The organism is Bartonella sp. B12(2025), assembly GCF_053795135.1.
The window spans coordinates 342,850-362,538 of record NZ_CP200031.1 but is presented as its reverse complement, the minus strand read 5'-3'; the positions used below and the strand labels follow the sequence as shown (position 1 = coordinate 362,538).

Below are 19,689 nucleotides of genomic sequence, written 5' to 3'. Positions count from 1 at the left end.
ACAAATTTTTCAATAACATATTTATTGTATACTTTTACTTCTCATTATTCAATAATTTGCATTCTGCATATTCTTTGTCCTGTTATGGTGCTTTTTTACATTTTATCTAATACCGACATGCAATGCTTCCATAATATCATTATAAAAACACACTCAATGTTTCATTACTTGTGTAAAAATCGAACATACGGATTGCCCAGTTTCTTCGATTAACTTTTCAACGCGAAGCAAATCAGGTTCTCCAACACTACTTAACAAAAGATCGCTTAATCTAGGTGGCATATCATGGGGATTGAGAGAATTATTTAAGCAAAGTCGTATAATTTGGCTCAAATTTGTATAGAGGCCATAGGCATGATGTAAATCAAAAACAAACGATTGGCTTAAAAAGCTGTTCGGTAAGTTGGCCAAAATATTCGCTGTAGTCTCTCCAATTTGAAACTCAATCACGTGAGTAATAAGAGCAAATTGGGCAATAAACTCCAAATCCATGATACCACCAGGCATTGTCTTCAAATCCCATCGATTTTCTGGCGGTTTTTCTTTTTCAATCAAAGTATGCATTTCACATACTGCTCTTGCTACATCGTCCTTATTACGAGGAAAAGAAATAATTGTACAAACTTCATTTTCTAACTTTTGTAAAAAATCAGGATCTCCTGCAACACCTCGTGCCCGTGTTAACGCGAGATGTTCCCATATCCACGCTTCCTTGCGATAATATTTCTTAAAAAACTGAAAAGAAACAGCGACAGGTCCCTTATTACCTAATGGCCGCAATCTTAAATCAACAGTGTAAAGAATCCCTTGGCTTGTAAGAGTAGATAAAGCTGCAACCAAACGCTGTGTCAACCGGGTATAATATTGAGAAATATAGAGGGGCTTTTCTCCATCAGATATTTCCGCATCCTCATCATGTTCATAAAGCAAAATAAGATCAACATCTGAACCAGCAGTTAATTCACGACTTCCAAGCTTACCCATACCCAGTATACCAACACGTCCTCCTTTAATACTGCCATGAAGACGTGAAAATTCTTTTTGAACCGCAGCAAAAGTTTTCGTGATCATAAGATCAGCAAGCGCAGTAAACGCAAACCCTGCTCTCTCTCCCGTAATTGCACCATTCAAAATTCGAATACCAATCAAAAAACGTTGCTCATCAGCAAAAACTCTTAAATGATCGAGAATTTCTTCATAAGAAAAAACACCTTCAAGAAAACACTCAAGCCGTTTTTTTAGGTAAGTTTTTGTTGGCAATTCTGAAAAAATGGTTGGATCTAACATTCCGTCAAAAACATGCGGTTTACGTGTAATAATTTCTGCAAGACGTGGGGCAGCCCCCATAATAAGCACCAACATATCCAAAAGGGAAGGATTAGACTGCAATAAACTAAAAAGCTGAATCCCCGAAGGCAGGCCCTGTAAAAAACTATCAAAGCACAACATTGCTTCATCTGCCCGTTTGGTAGCACCAAAAGCTTTCAAAAGCGCTGGTGTTAATTCCGTTAATCTTTCACGCGCTTCAGCAGATTGAGTAGCTTTATAACGCCCACAATGGAGTGTGCGCATAATACGACAAATATCACTCGCCCTTTTAAAACCTAAATGACTTAATGTTACTAATGTCTCTGGATCATCTTCTTCACCTGTAAAAACTAAATTGCCAATTTCTAAACCAAGTTCTTGCTCGTTCTCAAACAGTGCAGCATAATGTTTTTCAACAACCTGAAGCGTTTTTAATAAATCGCGAATAAAGCTGTTACTCTCTTGATAACCCATCAAATATGCAACACTCGTAAATTGAGAAACATCATTTGGAAGAAGATGCGTTTGTTCATCTGCAAGCATCTGAATACGGTGTTCCACATTTCGTAAAAAAGCATAACTCTTTACAAGGTTATCTCTCGTTTTTTCACTGATCCAACCAAGCGTGTAAAGTTCTGCTAACATTGCAATTGTCTGACGTCCACGTAATTGAGGGAAACGCCCACCAGCAATGAGTTGTTGTGTCTGGACAAAAAATTCAATCTCACGAATACCACCTCGCCCTAATTTTATATTATGGCCATAAGCAGCAATTTTACCATAATTTTTATATGAATGAATTTGACGTTTAATCGAATGGATATCAGCAATAGCAGCATAATCTAAATATTTCCGCCACACATAAGGAAAAAGCTCTTTGAGAAAGTTAAAGCCTGCCCTTTTATCGCCAGCGATTGGACGTGCTTTAATCATAGCTGCCCGCTCCCAATTTTGGCCACGCCCCTCGTAATAACGCAATGCACTCCTTACTGGTAAGGCCAGAGGAGTTGAACTTGGATCTGGTCGAAGTCGAAAATCAAGACGGAAAACATATCCCTCCGCAGTACGTTCTTGAATGATACGGATCAATCGACGCACCATTTTAGAGAATACATCGATGCTCTCAGAAAGATTACCAATATGAGGTGACATCTCATCAATGAAAACAATAAGATCAATATCAGAAGAATAATTAAGTTCTCCTGCCCCTATTTTTCCCATTCCTAAAATGATTAAACCACAGTCTTTTTCTGGATCATCACGGCTCGACAAACTTATCTTACCATGATCGTGCTCCTCTCTTAAAAGAAAACGTAGAACTACACCTAATATGACTTCTCCTAAACGTGTCAACCAAGAGCATGAAATTTCGTAAGTAAAAACACCACTCAAATCAGCTAAAGCAATGAGAACATGCGCTTCCCGTTTTTTACGCCTTAAAGTAGCCATTAATGAAGCTTCATGTATAGCTTCACTTTTATCAGTAACTGCAATATCATTTATAATTTCGCCCAACCTTGTTTCTATATCAATGTTCAATAAGGGGCTGAGATACGATGGATTAGCGATCAAAACCTCACGCAAAAAAGGGGATAAAGTCATGATCGCACTTATAAAATCAATCTGCTTTCCCTTATCTGAAATATAAGCAACGAGCGATTCTAAATTTTCTTTCTTCGCTTGTTCTTCCATATCTTTTAGCCATTGAGAACCACTCTCATCAAGGGAACGTAAAGGGAGAAGCTGTGTTTTTAAAAAAGCGTTTTTCGCTTGCACTCCCTTGAAAAGCATTTTACCTTCCTTTCCATTGCATTATACTCATAAAAAAGTTATTATGTGTAAAAAAATGAAGCAAAATACCTTTAAGGAAATAATAAAATAGCCCTCAGCCCTGGGTTTGCATTTTCGAGTAACAGTTCACCTCCATGAAGTTTCATAACAGCTTTTGCTATACTTAAACCAATACCAAAACCGGGCTGCGTACGACTTTCTTCGAGGCGAACAAATCGTTCTGTTACTTTTTCATATTTATCCGCTGCAATTCCTGGGCCATTGTCGCTAACGACAACCAGTAAATGTTCACCACGATATTCCATCGATAAGCAAACCTTTGCTTTTCTTCTGTCTTTAGACGCATATTTAATCGCATTATCAATAAGATTAAAAATCGATTGCGCAATAAGCTCACGATTTAACTTCAGCTCTTTATCAAATGTATCCCCTAACCGAAGCAAAACACCTGATTCTTCAGCAAACGGTTCATAAAGTTCAACAGCATCTTCAAGGATTCGCTTCATATTCATAACCTCAAGATGCTCAATTGCACTGCTGGCTTCAATACGTGAAATCATTAAAATAGCGTTAAAAGTACGAATAAGTTGATCTGATTCAGCAATGACACCATCCAGTGCCTGACGATATTCAAGCTTTGTCTTTTGCCCAGAAAGCGCTTCTTCAGCACGATTTCTAAGGCGTGTCAGCGGTGTTTTTAGATCATGAGCAATATTATCCGATACTTGACGCAAACCAATATTTAATTCTTCAATGCGGTCTAACATAACATTAAGATTAGCAGACAATCGATCAAACTCATCACCTACTCCAGAAACAGGCAAACGCCCACTAAAATCACCATCCATCAAACGTTGTGATGCGGCTGTAACATGATCAATCCTTTGCAATGCTCGCCTACCAACAAAAAACCATATTAATAAAGCACCTCCAACCATTGCTGCAAGAGCAATCATTACTGCTTTACGGATAACTGCAGCAAAACGCTCTGGTTCATCCAAATCTCGTCCTATAAGAATCTTCATAGCATTGGGCAGATCAACAACAATTGCCAAAGCGCGATGTTCATTTTTTTTGCCATGTTCTCCAAAACGTGAATACAAAAAAGAATTCGCAATAAAGCCATTATGATTCAAAAGACCCAACTCAATACGTGCAACATTGCCTGCCAAAATGCGCCCCATAGGGTCAGTAACAAGATAAAGAAAAGCCCCTGGTTGTCGTGAGCGATAATCAATAGTGCGCATTAATAAAGGAAGCCCACCGTAATTATAAGCATTTTCTATATATTTTAATTCTTCATGCAATGCTTGTTGAGTTTGCTCAGTTAATAACGAAGCAGAAAATGCCGTCATATAAATAGAAAGCCCTGTTGCAACTAACCCAAATAATAAAATATAAAGTGCGGAGAGCCTTAATGCAGTTGTGTGCATTATATTGATTAGGCGCTTCATGTTTTACTATCTGGTGCTTTCAGCATATATCCAGCCCCGCGCACAGTGTGGAGAAGTGGAACATCAAAATCCTTTTCAATTTTTGCTCTCAAACGGGATATATGGACATCAATAACATTTGTTTGTGGATCAAAATGATAATCCCAAAGATTTTCCAAAAGCATAGTGCGTGTGACGACCTGGCCAGCATATCGCATTAAATATTCAAGTAAGCGGAACTCTCGTGGTTGCAATATGATATTTCTATCGCCTCGTTTTACTGTATGTGCTAACCGATCGAGCTGAAGATTGCCTACGCAGTAAACAGTTTCTGCCTCTTTAGGATTTTTCCGTCGTTGCAATACTTCAACACGGGCAAGAAGTTCAGAAAAAGCATAAGGCTTTGTCAAATAATCATCACCCCCTGCACGTAAACCCGTCACACGATCACTCACTTGCCCTAAAGCTGAAAGAATGAGAACTGGTGTTTCATTACCTTTAGTACGCAATTCAGAAATAATAGAAAGACCATCACGATGCAAAAGCATTCGGTCAACAACCATAACGTCGTAATTTTCCGTTTCAGCTAAAGCATATCCCGTCTCTCCGTCATACGCAACATCAACTGAATGTCCTGCCTCAAAAAAAGCTTTTTCGAGATAACGCCCCGTCTCATGATCATCTTCGATAACGAGTATCTTCATAAAACGCATCTCCATTATTTTATCAAATTGCGTTGTAGGGCAGAAGTCTACAAAACCTCTGCCCTATCATCAATAAAGTATTATTTTTTGAAAATTGGAAGCGCAACAAAACGATTTTGACCATTTGTTCGTACTTGTAAGAGTATAGCTTTCCGTCCAAGTTTTTGGGCATTCTTGATTGTATCAGTAACATCAGATATCTTTTTAACAGATTTATTGTTAACTGTCACAATCACATCACCAGGACGAATTCCCTTATCTGCAGCATCTGAATCCGAATCTACATCAGTCACGACCAACCCTACACCATCATCAGAAAGAGCAACAATCAAACCATAATCTTCTAATGTTTCATCTGAATTATTACGCCCACTCGAATCTTTTGATCTCTCTTTCATACCTTCATCTTCAGGCATTGAAGAAAGCTTTATCTTGATATGATCCTCTTTACCAGATCTCCAAATACCTAAAGTTACTGTTTCTCCCGGTCTAATACTTGCGATACGCTTTGCTAAATCACGAGCATCTATAATTTTTTCACTATTCACTGAAATAATCACATCACCCGTCTTGATACCAGCTTTTTCTGCTGGCCCTTTTAACGGATCTATAACCAGAGCACCTTTGGCTTCTTTCAAACCCATTGATTCAGAAATTTCTTCTGTCACAGGCTGAATTTGAACTCCAAGCCAACCACGTTGAACTGAACCTTTTTCAATAAGCTGTTGCACAACCTGTTTCGCTGTTGCTGCTGGAATAGCAAAAGCAATCCCAACATTTCCCCCAGAAGGAGAAAAAATTGCTGTATTAACTCCAACAACCTTTCCATTAAGATCAAAGGTTGGGCCACCAGAGTTTCCTCTATTAACAGCAGCATCAATCTGAATAAAATCATCATAAACACCAGTGCCAATATCACGTCCACGTGCCGAAACAATACCTGCTGTCACAGTTCCACCAAGGCCAAATGGATTACCAATAGCAACAACCCAATCTCCAACGCGAAGCTTTAGATCATCACCAAAATCAACATATGAAAACTTTCTTTTGTCGTTTACTTTCAGCACTGCAAGGTCAGTTCGCGGATCTGTCCCAATGAGCTTTGCATTCAATTCTGTACCATCATCAAGAACAACAGAATAGCTTGTGCCGTCAGAAATGACATGGTTATTGGTCACAATATAACCATCAGACGAGATAAAAAAGCCCGATCCAAAAGCTATAGGACGCAGTCCACGTGAGCGCGGTGGAAATTTATGTTTAAGTTTATCAGAATCATAAAACTCTTTAAAAAACCTTTTCAAAGGATGCTGATCTGGCAATTGCTCAAAACCCGGACCACTAAAAAAGTTTCTAAAGAACCGTTCTTCTCTCTTTTTATTGCTCTTCACTTGCACTGAAACAACTGCAGGTTTCACTTGAGAAACAATATCTGCAAACCCCTGCTGTTGCATTAATGAAGTAAATACAGAATTTGCATGAGCCGCTGTCGTCCACAAGCTTGATCCATGTTCACTAAAAAACAGTGCACTTCCCAACACCGCAGAAAAACTCGCTGCGACTAATGTTTTAAAGAAAGTTTTTTTAACCATTTGGTATATGCTCCTATTTAATTATATTTTATTCAGATTGCGCTCACTTATAAAACAACAGACCTTACCGTTTTCTGTCTAAATTGTTAAAGTTTCGTAAGATTTAAATACGTAACAATATATAATTTATCAATAAAACTGAATTACCAATTTAAACGTACTAAACTTCCTTTATATAACACCTCTTTTAAAACAACAGTATTTTTGGCTATTTTTCTTCATCAGCATTCAAAATAAATTTTCTGTGCTTGCATCGTCTTACCTGAAAAAATATGGTGCTTGCACCAATGGTGATAATTATCAAAGGCGACAACCATAAAAACCAAGTTGTTTTATTAAATGGCGGTTTCAAGAGAATAAACTCCCCATATCGCTCGACAAGAAAATCAATAACTTGCTGATTAGTATGACCCATTTTTAATCTTTCTCGAATCAAAAGCCGTAAATCACGTGCTAGAAAAGCATCTGAATCATCAATTGATTGATTTTGGCAAACTGGACAACGTAAATGTGATGAAATATCTCGTGCACGCGATTCAAGAACTGGATCCTTCAAAATTTCATCTGGCTCCACTGCTATCACTAATCGCAAAGAAAAAATCATGATTAAAAAAGATAAAGCCCAAAGCAATACATTTTTCATCTCAATGTCTTTCCAAAAAATTTAAAAACAAAAAGCTGCCTGTTGCGCGCCCCAATGCGGAACCAATAACCAAAAAGAGAAAGACAGCCTCCCATAGCCATCATGAATGCCCCTAACCAAACACAGATTATGTAAGGCTTCCACCATATATGCAAAACAAGTCCCCGTTCATCTATACGTCCCGGCACAATATATAACTGAGATAGACCATAGTTTTGAATACCAATTTCTGTTGTTGACGTATTTTGACTTGAATAAAATCGCTTTGATGCCATTACGTTGCGCACAGTATTTTTATTTTCATATACTGTAAAATTAAACTCCACTGTAGAATAATTCGAACCAGCGCCATCACGCACTTCATTTAAATGAAGAGTTTTACCTGCTATTGTAACCACATCACCAATGTGCATGGTTAGAATACGCTCTTGCCCAAAAGTCGCGACACAAATAATACCAAACAATGTAACGCCTAACCCCATATGCGCCATTGCCGCACCAAAAACAGACCACGGTAATCCAATCAATCTCTTAAACCGCACCAACAAAACTGTCTTGCGATGTCCACTCTTCTCCCAAAGATCAGCTAAACTACCTAAGAAAACAAAAGCTGAAAGTCCAATTCCTAGAGCAGCAAAGATATCACGCAAAGATATAGCATAAAATGTTATAAAACAGATTGCACAAACTAATGCAAAAACAAACCACAGCCGTTCAAAAACTGCGATAAAATCACCACGTTTCCATGCTATCATTGATCCAAATGGAGCCAACAATAATAATAACATCATTAAAGGCCCACAGGTAAGGTTAAAAAAATTGGCTCCTACAGAAATTTTCTGCCCTGTTAACACCTCAATAAAATAAGGGTAAAGCGTACCAATCAATACTGTAGCTGTTATCGTTGTGAGTAACAAATTATTTAAAATAATAAAACCTTCACGTGAAATTGGCTGAAAGAATTTTCCTATTGTCAAAATAGGTGCTCGCAAAGAAAAAAGAAGAAAGGCCCCTCCCGTGAAGAAGAATAAAATGGCCAAAATTGCTCGCCCTCGTGCTGGATCAACAGCAAAACTATGAACAGATATTAAAAGACCCGAACGAACAAGAAAAGTTCCCATAAGAGAAAGGGAAAAAGTAAGAAGAGCCAAAAATAAAGTCCAACCTTTTAATGTTTCCCGCTTTTCAAGAACAAGAGCAGAATGCAGAAAAGCTGTTCCTGAAAGCCAAGGCATAAATGAAACGTTTTCAACTGGATCCCAAAACCAATAACCACCCCACCCTAGCTCATAATAAGCCCAATAAGATCCAATCATAATACCTAATGTCAAAAAACACCAAGAAAGTAAAAGCCAAGGGCGAACCCAACGCGCCCAAAGCCCATCGACATATCCTATAATCAATGCAGCTACTGCAAAAGAAAAACAAATAGAAAAACCCACATAGCCTAAATAAAGCAGTGGTGGATGAATTGCTAACGCAATATCCTGTAAAAGAGGATTAAGATCATTTCCCTGCAATGCTGGTGGATTAACACGTAAAAATGGGTTGGACACAAAAAGAATAAATAAAAGAAAAGCGCTTGTAATCCAACTTTGGCACATTAACACTAATGTCTTAAGGTGTTCTGGCAAATGTTGACCACATAACGCTACCAATGTACTAAAAAAAACGCAACTTAAAACCCATAACAACATGGATCCTTCGTGGTTTCCCCAAACACCAGTGATTTTATACAGCATTGGTTTTTCTGAATGAGAGTTCTCAACAACATTCAAAACAGAGAAATCAGATACGATATAGGCATGAATAATAATCAAAAAAGATAATAATAATAACGTAAAAGTAATATACGTTAGGGGAACAGCTGTTTGCATTAATGAACGCTTCCTCTGCAAAAAGCCTAAAGCGGGTAAAAATGACTGCAATAAACTCACTGCAAAGGCTGCGGATAAAAAAATATGACCCAATTCTATAAGCACAATCGAATTATTTCTCCACACTGTTATTTTTTTTCAAGCGATCAGCTGTTTCTTTAGACATATAAGTCTCATCATGTTTTGCTAAAATGCGTGTACCTATAAAAAAACCCCGTTTATCAAAATATCCTTCTACTATAACACCCTGACCTTCACGAAAAAGATCCGGTAAAATACCATTAAAAATCACTTTTTCGTGTTTTGCGTTATCGGTTACAAAAAAAACAACCCCCTTTTCTCCAAAATATTCAACAGTCCCCTTTTCAACAAAACCACCCAAGCGCAAAGGACGCCCCATTAAAATGTCTTCTCTTGTAATTTCAGACGGCGTTCGAAAAAAACTTACCGTATTACGCATTGCATACACAATAAGGCTTGTTGCAATTGCTATAACCAAACAACACGATAAGATTATCAGCAACCGTTTTTTTTCACGCTGCTTTAAAATGATTTTCAAAGAAGAAGGATTATTGAAAGACCGATTGTTCATAAACTGTCTACAAAAATTCTTTTTATAAATGCGGCATATAAACATTCATTATTCACATGCCTTATCTTTTAAAGATTCTTGGCACATCTTGCATATGGGCGCAACCTTTTATCGAATATCTTGCTCACTCTTTAATACTCTCTTTGTTTTAATAGCTTGAAACTGTATACAATTACTTTCTGAATACTCTAATTGGATGTATCATGTAACTGAATTATCATGGCTTCAACACGTGATCGTCCTGTAAAATCCTTAGGCATTGTATCAAGAAAATTTTGTAAAAGCTGCACTGCCTGCGCAGACTTCCCCGCCTGATAAAGCGCTTCAGCTAACAATAAATGAGGATAAAAATCTTTTGGCGCTAAATTTGCCGCTTTTTGAAAAGCATTTTGTGCTTCTTGCGTAATCATTCCTCCCTCATACCCAACCAATGCCAATCCATATCCAACAAGTCTTGGAGCCGATTCTCCATTCAAGCGAAGTGCATCTAAATAAATGTTCACTGCATCCTGAAAATAACCTTCCTCTAGGTATCCTACTGCTAGTGCATCTGCTAACTTGCCGTCATGAGGCGCACGAAAAAAAAGTACTTGTAGACGAACAAGCTGTTCAGATTTACTGAGCATCTCTGGATTCTTATCCATTAACTCGCTAAAAAAATAACTTTTAACTTTTGGACTGCCTGTAAAACTGTAAATGCTCCATGTTATAAAAAGAACAAACAAAACACTGAGAGCTCTAAGAATCTGTCTATTTTTATGATGTGTGTAAGTCTTCTCAGATTCAACAAAATACATATGACTTTTATAACTATCAATGGTTTGAGCTTCCCACTTTTTTTTTGTTCCACAGTTAAAATGTAGCAAAAGAAAAAGAACACTCGCCAGAAAAATAAGAAAAAGCGCTGCAAAAATTAGCAATAGCATATTATTTGAGTACCAATACGAAAATCAAAAAACGTAACCAATTTATCCTCCCCCCTTATTCACGAAAACACTAATGTAAAACAATAGAGCCCCATTTTTCTTATAGACAACATCGGAAAGTGTATCATTAATTTTTCTAATACGTATCAAGCGCATAAAAACAAAACTTTATTCTATATTTTGACCATAAAAAGATATGTTCCTTAGAATCCTGAAGTGACTTCTCTGCTCTCTATACTGTGTAAAACATTGCTGCATACTTACAAACTTCAATACACATGTTCTAAGTAAAGAGAAAATAATTTACCTCCGTCTTGGTAATAAAACTTTTGCACACAACCCACCTAAATCAGAACGCGATAAAAAAAGATTTCCACCATATTCATTGGCCATATCTGAAACAATCGCTAACCCTAAACCTGTCCCCGGCTTACTTTCATCAAAACGCCGACCTCTTTTTAAAGCTTCCTCAATTTCGTCTTCTGTTAAACCAGAACCATCATCTTCTACGAGAATGCTAAAATATTCTGTTTCTTCAATATTTTCTTCTAAACGACAGGAGATAAAAACTTTTGTACGAGACCACTGAGCAGCATTCTCAACTAAATTCCCTATAATTTCCTCTAAATCTTCTCTTTCACCAGAAAAAACAATATCATCAACATCCATAACAAATTGGAACTGTTTTTCAGGGTTAAGCTTTTCCATAACCCGCACCAACCGATCAACCACCCTGCGAACAGATGTGTGATAAATGATACTGTCGCATTGTGCTGCAGTTCGTGCACGCTGAAGATAATGATTTATTTGAGCAAGCATTATTTGCGTTTGCTCTCTCAATAAGATAGTCTGTTCTCCACAACACATCTTATCAACCTCATTCATAATCACAGACAGAGGCGTCTTCAATGAATGAGCAAGATTACCAACCTGTGTACGAAACCGTTCAATAATACGCTGGTTGTTGTTGATGAGAGCATTCATCTCTTGTACTAGCGGCATAACTTCGCTTACTAAATCCGTATTCACGTAATGAATCCTGCCCTCACGGATATCATTCAATGCACGTCGAATAAGCTTCAACGGCTGAAAACTAAAGAAAATAATAGCAATATTGATAAGAACACTGCCTATACCAAAACTCCAAAGAAAAATTTGTAAAGTCCGCTTAAATTTCTGCACTTGTGCATGTGCCTCATCTATATTTCCAACAAGGCGAAAACGTGCAATATGATTCTGATTGTCAAGAACAACATCACTCTCAATTACTTGTAACCTCTGACCGTTATCCCCTTTTATCCTATAAGAGCGAAAGAACTTATTATCAAAAGGTATCTCTACATCACTTGGTGAAAATATTCTCCCTGTTCCTAACGATGGAGATGTCAATCTTCCTTGTAGATTATGTGATATAGCAACGACTTCCCAATACCATCCTGTTGTTGGATCTGAATAACGAATATCATCAATCCCAACACTTCCACTCAAATTCCCCTCTGGTGAAACCGTCACTGTCGCAATGAGATTGTAAAGTTGAGCAGAAAGGATACGCTCTAAGCTCTGTTCACTCGAGCGTCTATAAAATAAAATACTAACTGCAGAAATTGAGGAGAGCGAAATAACAACCCATAATGTTGATAAAATCATAACGCGTAAACTGAGAGATCTACTGACGAAAAAAAGTAGCCTTCTAAGCTGGTTGTTGTTCTTGCAAACACTCATTGATCACCTAGCGCTCTCACGCGATAGCCCATCCCCCGAATAGTCTCAATTAAATCCACTCCAAGCTTTTTACGTAACCGACCTACAAAAACTTCAACCGTATTGGAATCCTTATCAAAGTCCTGCTCATAAAGGTGTTCGATAAGTTCTGTCCTTGAAACCACCCTATCACAATGATGCATGAGATATGAAAGAAGTCTAAATTCATAGGATGTTAATTTAATCAACTGATCATCAACAAAAACACGAGAGGTCTTAGTATCCAACAAAACACTACCACAGCGTAACGTGCTTGTTGCATGTCCCGTAGTTCGACGAATTAACGCCCGCAACCGCGCCATCACTTCCTCCAAATGAAATGGCTTCACAACATAATCGTCAGCACCTGCATCAATACCAAGCACCTTATCTGACCAGCGATCTCGGGCTGTTAACATTAATACAGGCATAGAATATCCTTCTTGACGCCATTTTTCAACAACACGAATTCCATCTATACGTGGCAGACCGATATCAAGTATCACAGCATCATAAGACTCTGTACTTCCTAAAAAATAAGCTTCTTCACCATCAAAAGCACTATCTGAAACATATCCCGCACTCCTTACAGCTTCTGCTAATTGATGGTTAAGATTCCGATCATCTTCGACAATTAAAATACGCATCACAACATCTGCCAAATACTAATCGGCGGGAATAGAAACCTCAACACGACGCAGCTTCTCACCATCACGAGCAGGCACAACAACCACAATCATGCACATATCCTTTCCATCCTGAACAACCAGTTTTGAACGTACTAATACCCCATTCTCTTGGGTAGCAACCTTCCTACCCACTTCGACACAACCGGCAGCCAAAACAGAATCCGCCCCCAAAAAAACTGCTATCATCACGAACAAGAAAACTCTTTTCATCATAGATATTTTATAACCTGTTCTATCTGTTCTTTTGAGCATAAAATGAATAATGATTTTTTACCTATTCAAAAATCACATGGTGAATAACGTACCATCTTTATAAAAGAAAGACACGTGAATATTATCCCAAAATTTAGCAATTTCAAAACAAAATATTTTTAGAGATTATAAAAATAACTGAAAGAGAAAAGTTTTTTAAAAAACATAAAAAACAAATACATAACTTATAATAACTAAATTGTCGTAATCCTAAAATAAACTCTTTCTCTGTTAGTTCTATAGCAAAAAATTACTTTTGCTCCATATAGTTATTATACATTTTTTATTGCGTTACTTTGGTATAGGCTCTCTTTAAATGTTTGAAATTTTTAAAAAAAAGAAAGGACAATATAATAAGTCATTTCACAGTCCTGCACTCATTGAACTAGATGCACTGTTCGACACAGCACTTTATCATATTCGCTCTGCTAACAGTTTCTTCTGGAACAAGGCAAAAATCACCTCACAATATTTTCATATCCAAGGATGGAAGCGCTTCATAGTAGAAATTCTCAATGAAATACTGACATTAGGATTAATTGGTTTTACTCTTTTCACTATTGTCGGCATTTCCATTTTAGAATTAACAAAAAAAGATTGGTATGTGCCTAAAAATTTTTCTATTCTTTTTCTAGATCGCTACGGAAATCCTATCGGTCACCGTGGTGCATTGCCAACTGTATCTGTCCCCGTTGAAGAAATGCCCGATTATGTTATTAAAGCGGTTCTTGCGACAGAAGACCGTCGTTTTTTCGATCACTGGGGCATTGATCTGTACGGTCTCACGCGGGCAATCTTGCAAAATATGCAAGCCAAGAGTGTTGTTCAAGGTGGCTCAACCCTTACACAACAACTGGCTAAAAATTTGTTTTTAACAAATGAAAGAACCATAACACGCAAAATCAAAGAAGCCTATCTTTCCCTTTGGTTAGAAGCAAACTTCAGCAAAAAACAGATTTTACAACTTTATCTTGAACGCGCATATATGGGAGGAAGCAATTTTGGTATCGCAGCAGCAGCAAAATTTTATTTTGGTAAAAACATACGCGATATATCCCTTAGCGAATCCGCTATGTTAGCAGGACTCTTCAAAGCCCCAACAAAATATGCTCCTCATAGTCACCTCTTTACTGCCCAAAAACGTGCCAATGTAGTACTTTTTAATCTTGTTAATAGCGGCTTCATGACTAAGAGCCAAATTATCAATGCTCATCGTCATCCTGCTAGGGCTATTACAAAGATAAAAAATGATCAGCCTGATTATTTTCTTGATTGGGCATTCAACGAAGTCAAAAAAATAAGTGACCAACTTCCAAGCCATACTTTAATCATTCAAACCACTCTCGATCCAGATATTCAAAAAGCAGCAGAGGAATCAATCGCGTATCATTTACACCAATACGGTCAACAATATCGCGCAACACAAGCAGCCACCGTCATACTCGACAATAACGGCGCTGTATGTGCAATTGTTGGAGGGCTGGATTATAACAAAAGCCAATTTAACAGAGCAACACAAGGCGGCCGACAACCTGGTTCTTCATTCAAACCTTATGTTTATGCAACCGCAATGGAACATGGTCTATCTCCCTCAACAATAGTCTTAGATGCTCCCATCAATTGGGGAGGTTGGTCACCCAAAAATAACTCCGGTCGTTATCTCGGTAAAGTTGATTTAGCAACTGCTTTAGCTTTTTCTATTAATACAGTGCCTGTCTATATTACCTATCAATATCTTAATCGCGATACCCAACCCATAATAGATCTGATCAAAAATATGGGGATTCATGCACATATTTTATCACATAAAACTATGGTTCTAGGCACATCCAATATGACACCAATGGATCAAGCCACTGGTTTTAACGTCTTTGCTAATGGAGGCATGGCTGGGAATCTTCATGGTTTTACACAAATCATGACAACAGACGGCCATGTAGTATGGAACTTCGAGCATAATGGGAATAGGCCACATCGGGTTCTCAGTGGACAATCAGCAGCTTATATGAACCAAATGATGGTTGGTGTCACAACACGAGGATCCGGTAAACGTGCTGCTCTCCCTATGACCCTTGTTGCCGGAAAAACTGGAACATCACAATCCTATCGCGATGCGTGGTTTGTTGGCTTTACCGGTAATTATACTGGAGCTGTATGGATGGGCAATGATGATTATTCACCGATGAATCGCGCTTTTGGTGGTGGTGTTCCTGCCATGATATGGCACCGTATCATGCTCTATGCACACCAAAATATCATGCTCAAACAGCTCTATGGCGTTAAAGATTCTCTCCTCCATTATCAGCCACATACACTCCCTTCCCACAATGATTCTGAGCTTGCACCCAAAATACCCTACACACTCTCCCCTAAAACATTGAATATTGTGCGTCTGATTAACAAAGATCTGAAACGACCATCTGCAATTTCTTTGAAAATAAAGACTACTGGAGTTTCAACACTTTGAATTCGAGATATTCTCTAATGTTTTCTAGTATCGTTGTTCCCTTTTTCATCTTCGCTTTTTCCATTTTATGTGGAACATTAAGTGTCGATTATGTACTCAATTCCTTTAATTATTTTGGACGATTCACAATTGGAGAATGGAGCACTTACCCTCACGTGGGAACAGCAAACACTGATCCCTATACTCGTGCACGCACTGCCAAAAGAGGCGATATTTCACTCGGACGCACAGAGGGCCTTATCTTCCAAGTTTGGAAAGATAACCACGGGCATCCATTACGCCCCCACTGCCATTATTTGCTCAAAGGCCATATCCCTGAAGCCCGTCTCTTTACCCTTTATACAGCTGATAAATCCCTCAAACCATATACTTCATCAAAGGAAACACCTTTTGAACTCTACACCGACAATATTACCTATGAAAATGATGGCTCATTCCACATAAACATTTCACCAATACCGCAAGCTGGTAATTGGCTTGCAACAGTCAGTCAAAAAGAATTCGGACTTATTCTTACTTTATATGATACCTCAATCATCTCCGCAACGGCACTGCAAAAGCTCACAATGCCATCTGTAGAACAAATTTCATCAGGACAAAAAAACTGTGGCTAGATTCATTCACACCGGACTTCTTGTGGGTATTGGTGCTATTATTGTTCATATTTGCGTTTTATTTTTAACGCCCTATTGGACACAAAATAATATATGGATAGGACTTAAAAAATCGGGACCTCCTTATCAATTCGTTGACTTGAATGCCGATAATCCTATTCAGCAATCTACTGATCCGTTCTTCCTTCTTAAAGTCTGCAGATTTAATCTTGAAAATGGCCCTGTTCATTTAAAGGCTTTAAAGACAACACAACTTTGGTCACTAGCAGCCTACACGCACGACGGAATTATTTTCTACAGTCTTAATGATCGAACAGCTCCTGATGCTACACTCGATCTCATCATTGGAAAACCGATACAAATAATAGAGCTCAAACAATCAAAGCCTAAAAACAATGCCAATTCAGTTTTGGTCGCTCAAAACTTGAATAAAGGTTTTGCTATCTTACGCATTTTTGCCCCTTCTTTACTTGCAAAGAAAGAAAGCGAAACCTTTTTTTCATCCGCAACCTGTCACATGTTTAATGGATAAAAGCACAACGATCTCTAATCTCTAACTGCACAAATGCTTTCCTTCTATAAGAGGGAATAAAATCATTAAAAGTGATACCTATAAAGATAGTTACAAACTCAACCCTTAATGATGTACCCGGTATATTTAAATTAGCGCCAAAATGGGCAGCACCATCACCAATAATTACCATAGCTGAGCTCTTCCTTGAATACTCGACAAAAACTACGTCTCGTGAAATTGTAACTGAGAAATGAGCGCTATAATAAAATAAACTTTGCTTATCACTGCTAGTAATGTTGGAGTTGTTATACCGCCTTCCTAAATTTTGCTAATCTTTGTAACCAATTTCTATCCATTCACCTCACCGTTAATTAGTATATAGGTACAATCAGTCCTTTAATGTTTGGATTAAAAATCTCATTTTAAAATTTAAAACATACCACTGCAATAATACAATAGCTACCGTAAGTATAACATTTTTCATTATGGAAAGAGCCCCCTATTGAATCAACCAAACGCCCCCACCCTCTCAATTAGGGTTTAGACAGAATTTAATTTTTTTATCAAAGCAGCAACGTCAATTAATGCCCATTCAGCACTTGTTACATAATATTATAATTGTCAAAAACAAACTCGTTTTTTTCATTAAATATAACAAAATATACGATGCCATACCTCCTACACCATTGGTAAATTTAACATTTTTCTATTGGTATATAAATCTTCTATACAAATATATGGAACACACCAATACATTAATTATAAATATGAAACCAAATAGGCTCCCATTGTACCAAAATCGTATTATTTACAATAGAAAAACTCAACTTCGGCCAAAATATAATAAAAATGCAATTCAACAAAAATAGATAATCAAAAGTTCTGGACTAAGAACATACATATAAACCGTAAAGTTTATCATCTGCATTTATTCTTACGTGATTAAAACCATTACCCATAAAATTCAATCAACCTATAGAAAAGGTGAAATTTCCCACATAAATTACTAGCATAATTACCGAAAGTTGGTAAGACACAGAGTGTCCTTGACCTTAAAAGTAAGTGCTTTACTTTTGTCATATGACCAGAAGCTTTTTGTAAGATATGAAATCTGAAGAGAATTTTGCTTATGGTTTAGAATCGAGGAAAAGAGAACTTCATGAAAAAAAAATATGTTCGGTTAATTTCAAGGACAGCGGTATGGTCCCCTCGTTTTGGTGGATTAGCGTTCTTTATCTTGTTATTTTCAATAATTTTGCAGCGCTTTTCCGTAATTGACGTTGTCGATTTCATAATTTTAATAGTAATTTCTGCCTGCTGTGTTACTGTTTCTCTTTTTTTTGCTATCAAAGCACTTTACAGTTTGTGGATATATGGTGCTCTAGGAGGAATGAAAGCTCTAAAAGGGATCCTTTATTCGTTGATCACTGCCACACCATTAGTGTTATTTTTTGGATTTTGGTTTGCCTTTCCAGCTCTTCATGATATTTCGACGGATACACGAAGACCACCAGCTTTTTTTCGCACGACACGTCCCAGAGATGCTTTACCACTTAAGAGTGTTTTGATTGAACAAACGGCACTACAAATGTCGCAATGGCCGAAAATATCTGGACGTCGTTATGATGGCTCACCTGATCGTATTCGCAATTCAGTTCTCAATGTTTTAGCTGCTTACGGTTGGCCTGTTGTAGCTCAACGAGAAGTTACAGGTGAAGAAAATGAGATTTATATTGAAACGATAGCAAAAACTTTTTACCTTGGTTTTATTTCAGACATTGTAATACGTTTAACCAATGAAAACGATACAACTTTTGTTGATATGCGCTCTGCTTCACGCTATTTGCCAAGAGATTTTGGTACCAATGCTGCATTTATTATCGATTTTATGGATGCGCTTGACACAGAAATAGCTTCACTACCTCTTTCTCAAGATGATGAGTAAAAAATTAAAAGTATTGCGCGCTATATTTAGCAACGCAGGATTACTCCTAAAATAAAATTTTCAACGTACGGAAACAAACAAATACTGCCTCTCAACTCCCTAAGCATATTGACAAGCCCTTACCAATCCCAGAGAAATCTATAAAAAATTTCCAGCGCGTGGACTACGCTTAAGATACCTGAATTCGAATTCTAAATTTAAAAGCTATAATAAATTGAATTTAATTATATTGTGAAAGGTCTTATCACAAAATTAAGGAATGGGGCTTCTACAATAATATACACTTTAAGCATCTTATACAGGTTTACTTTTTGCAACGAAAAAAATAAACTTATAACTTAATCAATACATTACAATATATTTATATAAAAAATTATGTAAAGTAATGTATTAAAATAAATAATGAAAAATTATAATATAATAAATATTATAATCATATTGCAATGTTATATTTATATTATACTTAAATTTATAGTTAATATAACTTTTAAATATATTACTACAGCATTATATTATCTCAAAGAGATATTTAATTTAATATTTTATAAATACCACAAGACCCCGTAGATTTTATATACAATACATGCAAATTCCCCTGTTCC

The 19,689-nt window shown here is 37.2% G+C and carries 16 protein-coding genes; 4 read left to right on the top strand and 12 right to left on the bottom strand.

Features of this window, described 5'->3' with window-relative positions:
- Positions 1–153: 153 nt before the first annotated feature.
- From V3564_RS01510 to V3564_RS01460, 11 genes are all read right to left on the bottom strand, one after another.
- On the bottom strand, positions 154–3,099 hold the full coding sequence (locus tag V3564_RS01510) for a bifunctional [glutamine synthetase] adenylyltransferase/[glutamine synthetase]-adenylyl-L-tyrosine phosphorylase (protein ID WP_455481089.1): 2,946 nt from the start codon (positions 3,097–3,099) through the stop codon (positions 154–156).
- 71 nt (positions 3,100–3,170) lie between these two features.
- A complete protein-coding gene (locus tag V3564_RS01505) occupies positions 3,171–4,553 on the bottom strand; it encodes an ATP-binding protein (protein ID WP_455481088.1) in 1,383 nt (460 codons plus the stop codon).
- A complete protein-coding gene (locus V3564_RS01500; RefSeq protein WP_455481087.1) occupies positions 4,550–5,236 on the bottom strand; it encodes a winged helix-turn-helix domain-containing protein in 687 nt (228 codons plus the stop codon). Before V3564_RS01500 ends, V3564_RS01505 begins: the two co-directional genes overlap by 4 nt.
- Before the next feature lie 80 nt (positions 5,237–5,316).
- Positions 5,317–6,828, bottom strand: coding sequence for a Do family serine endopeptidase (locus tag V3564_RS01495; RefSeq protein WP_455481086.1), 1,512 nt, complete (start codon positions 6,826–6,828; stop codon positions 5,317–5,319).
- 208 nt (positions 6,829–7,036) lie between these two features.
- The gene (locus V3564_RS01490) at positions 7,037–7,471 is read right to left on the bottom strand and encodes a cytochrome c-type biogenesis protein (protein WP_455481085.1); all 435 of its coding nucleotides are present in this window, start codon (positions 7,469–7,471) and stop codon (positions 7,037–7,039) included.
- Positions 7,468–9,453, bottom strand: coding sequence for a heme lyase CcmF/NrfE family subunit (locus V3564_RS01485; protein ID WP_455481084.1), 1,986 nt, complete (start codon positions 9,451–9,453; stop codon positions 7,468–7,470). The genes V3564_RS01490 and V3564_RS01485 overlap by 4 nt, the downstream gene beginning before the upstream one ends.
- A 7-nt stretch (positions 9,454–9,460) precedes the next feature.
- On the bottom strand, positions 9,461–9,940 hold the full coding sequence (ccmE, locus tag V3564_RS01480; RefSeq protein ID WP_455481083.1) for a cytochrome c maturation protein CcmE: 480 nt from the start codon (positions 9,938–9,940) through the stop codon (positions 9,461–9,463).
- Between the two features lie 188 nt (positions 9,941–10,128).
- A complete protein-coding gene (locus V3564_RS01475) occupies positions 10,129–10,866 on the bottom strand; it encodes a tetratricopeptide repeat protein (RefSeq protein WP_455481082.1) in 738 nt (245 codons plus the stop codon).
- Between the two features lie 303 nt (positions 10,867–11,169).
- Positions 11,170–12,588 carry an ATP-binding protein gene (locus tag V3564_RS01470; RefSeq protein ID WP_455481081.1) on the bottom strand — a complete coding sequence of 473 codons (1,419 nt, stop codon included), beginning with the start codon at positions 12,586–12,588 and terminating at the stop codon, positions 11,170–11,172.
- A complete protein-coding gene (locus V3564_RS01465; protein ID WP_455481080.1) occupies positions 12,585–13,253 on the bottom strand; it encodes a response regulator transcription factor in 669 nt (222 codons plus the stop codon). Before V3564_RS01465 ends, V3564_RS01470 begins: the two co-directional genes overlap by 4 nt.
- Positions 13,254–13,271: 18 nt before the next feature.
- Positions 13,272–13,508, bottom strand: a complete 237-nt coding sequence (locus tag V3564_RS01460) for a hypothetical protein (RefSeq protein WP_455481079.1) — start codon at positions 13,506–13,508, stop codon at positions 13,272–13,274.
- 355 nt (positions 13,509–13,863) lie between these two features.
- On the opposite strand from V3564_RS01460, the gene V3564_RS01455 reads away from it, so the two are divergent.
- From V3564_RS01455 to V3564_RS01445, 3 genes are read left to right on the top strand one after another with little or no spacing between them, the layout of a single operon-like run.
- The gene (locus V3564_RS01455) at positions 13,864–16,014 is read left to right on the top strand and encodes a transglycosylase domain-containing protein (RefSeq protein WP_455481078.1); all 2,151 of its coding nucleotides are present in this window, start codon (positions 13,864–13,866) and stop codon (positions 16,012–16,014) included.
- A gap of 17 nt (positions 16,015–16,031) precedes the next feature.
- Positions 16,032–16,628, top strand: coding sequence for a DUF1214 domain-containing protein (locus V3564_RS01450; RefSeq protein WP_455481077.1), 597 nt, complete (start codon positions 16,032–16,034; stop codon positions 16,626–16,628).
- Complete coding sequence (locus V3564_RS01445; RefSeq protein WP_455481076.1) at positions 16,621–17,160, top strand: DUF1254 domain-containing protein; 540 nt, start codon at positions 16,621–16,623, stop codon at positions 17,158–17,160. Before V3564_RS01450 ends, V3564_RS01445 begins: the two co-directional genes overlap by 8 nt.
- Here the strand turns inward: V3564_RS01445 and V3564_RS01440 are convergent.
- Entirely contained in the window at positions 17,150–17,332 is a 183-nt protein-coding gene (locus V3564_RS01440) for a hypothetical protein (protein ID WP_455481075.1), read from the bottom strand. The two genes, V3564_RS01445 and V3564_RS01440, sit on opposite strands and share 11 nt — an antisense overlap.
- Positions 17,333–18,301: 969 nt before the next feature.
- On the opposite strand from V3564_RS01440, the gene V3564_RS01435 reads away from it, so the two are divergent.
- A complete protein-coding gene (locus V3564_RS01435; RefSeq protein ID WP_455481074.1) occupies positions 18,302–19,087 on the top strand; it encodes a DUF1499 domain-containing protein in 786 nt (261 codons plus the stop codon).
- Positions 19,088–19,689: the final 602 nt, after the last annotated feature.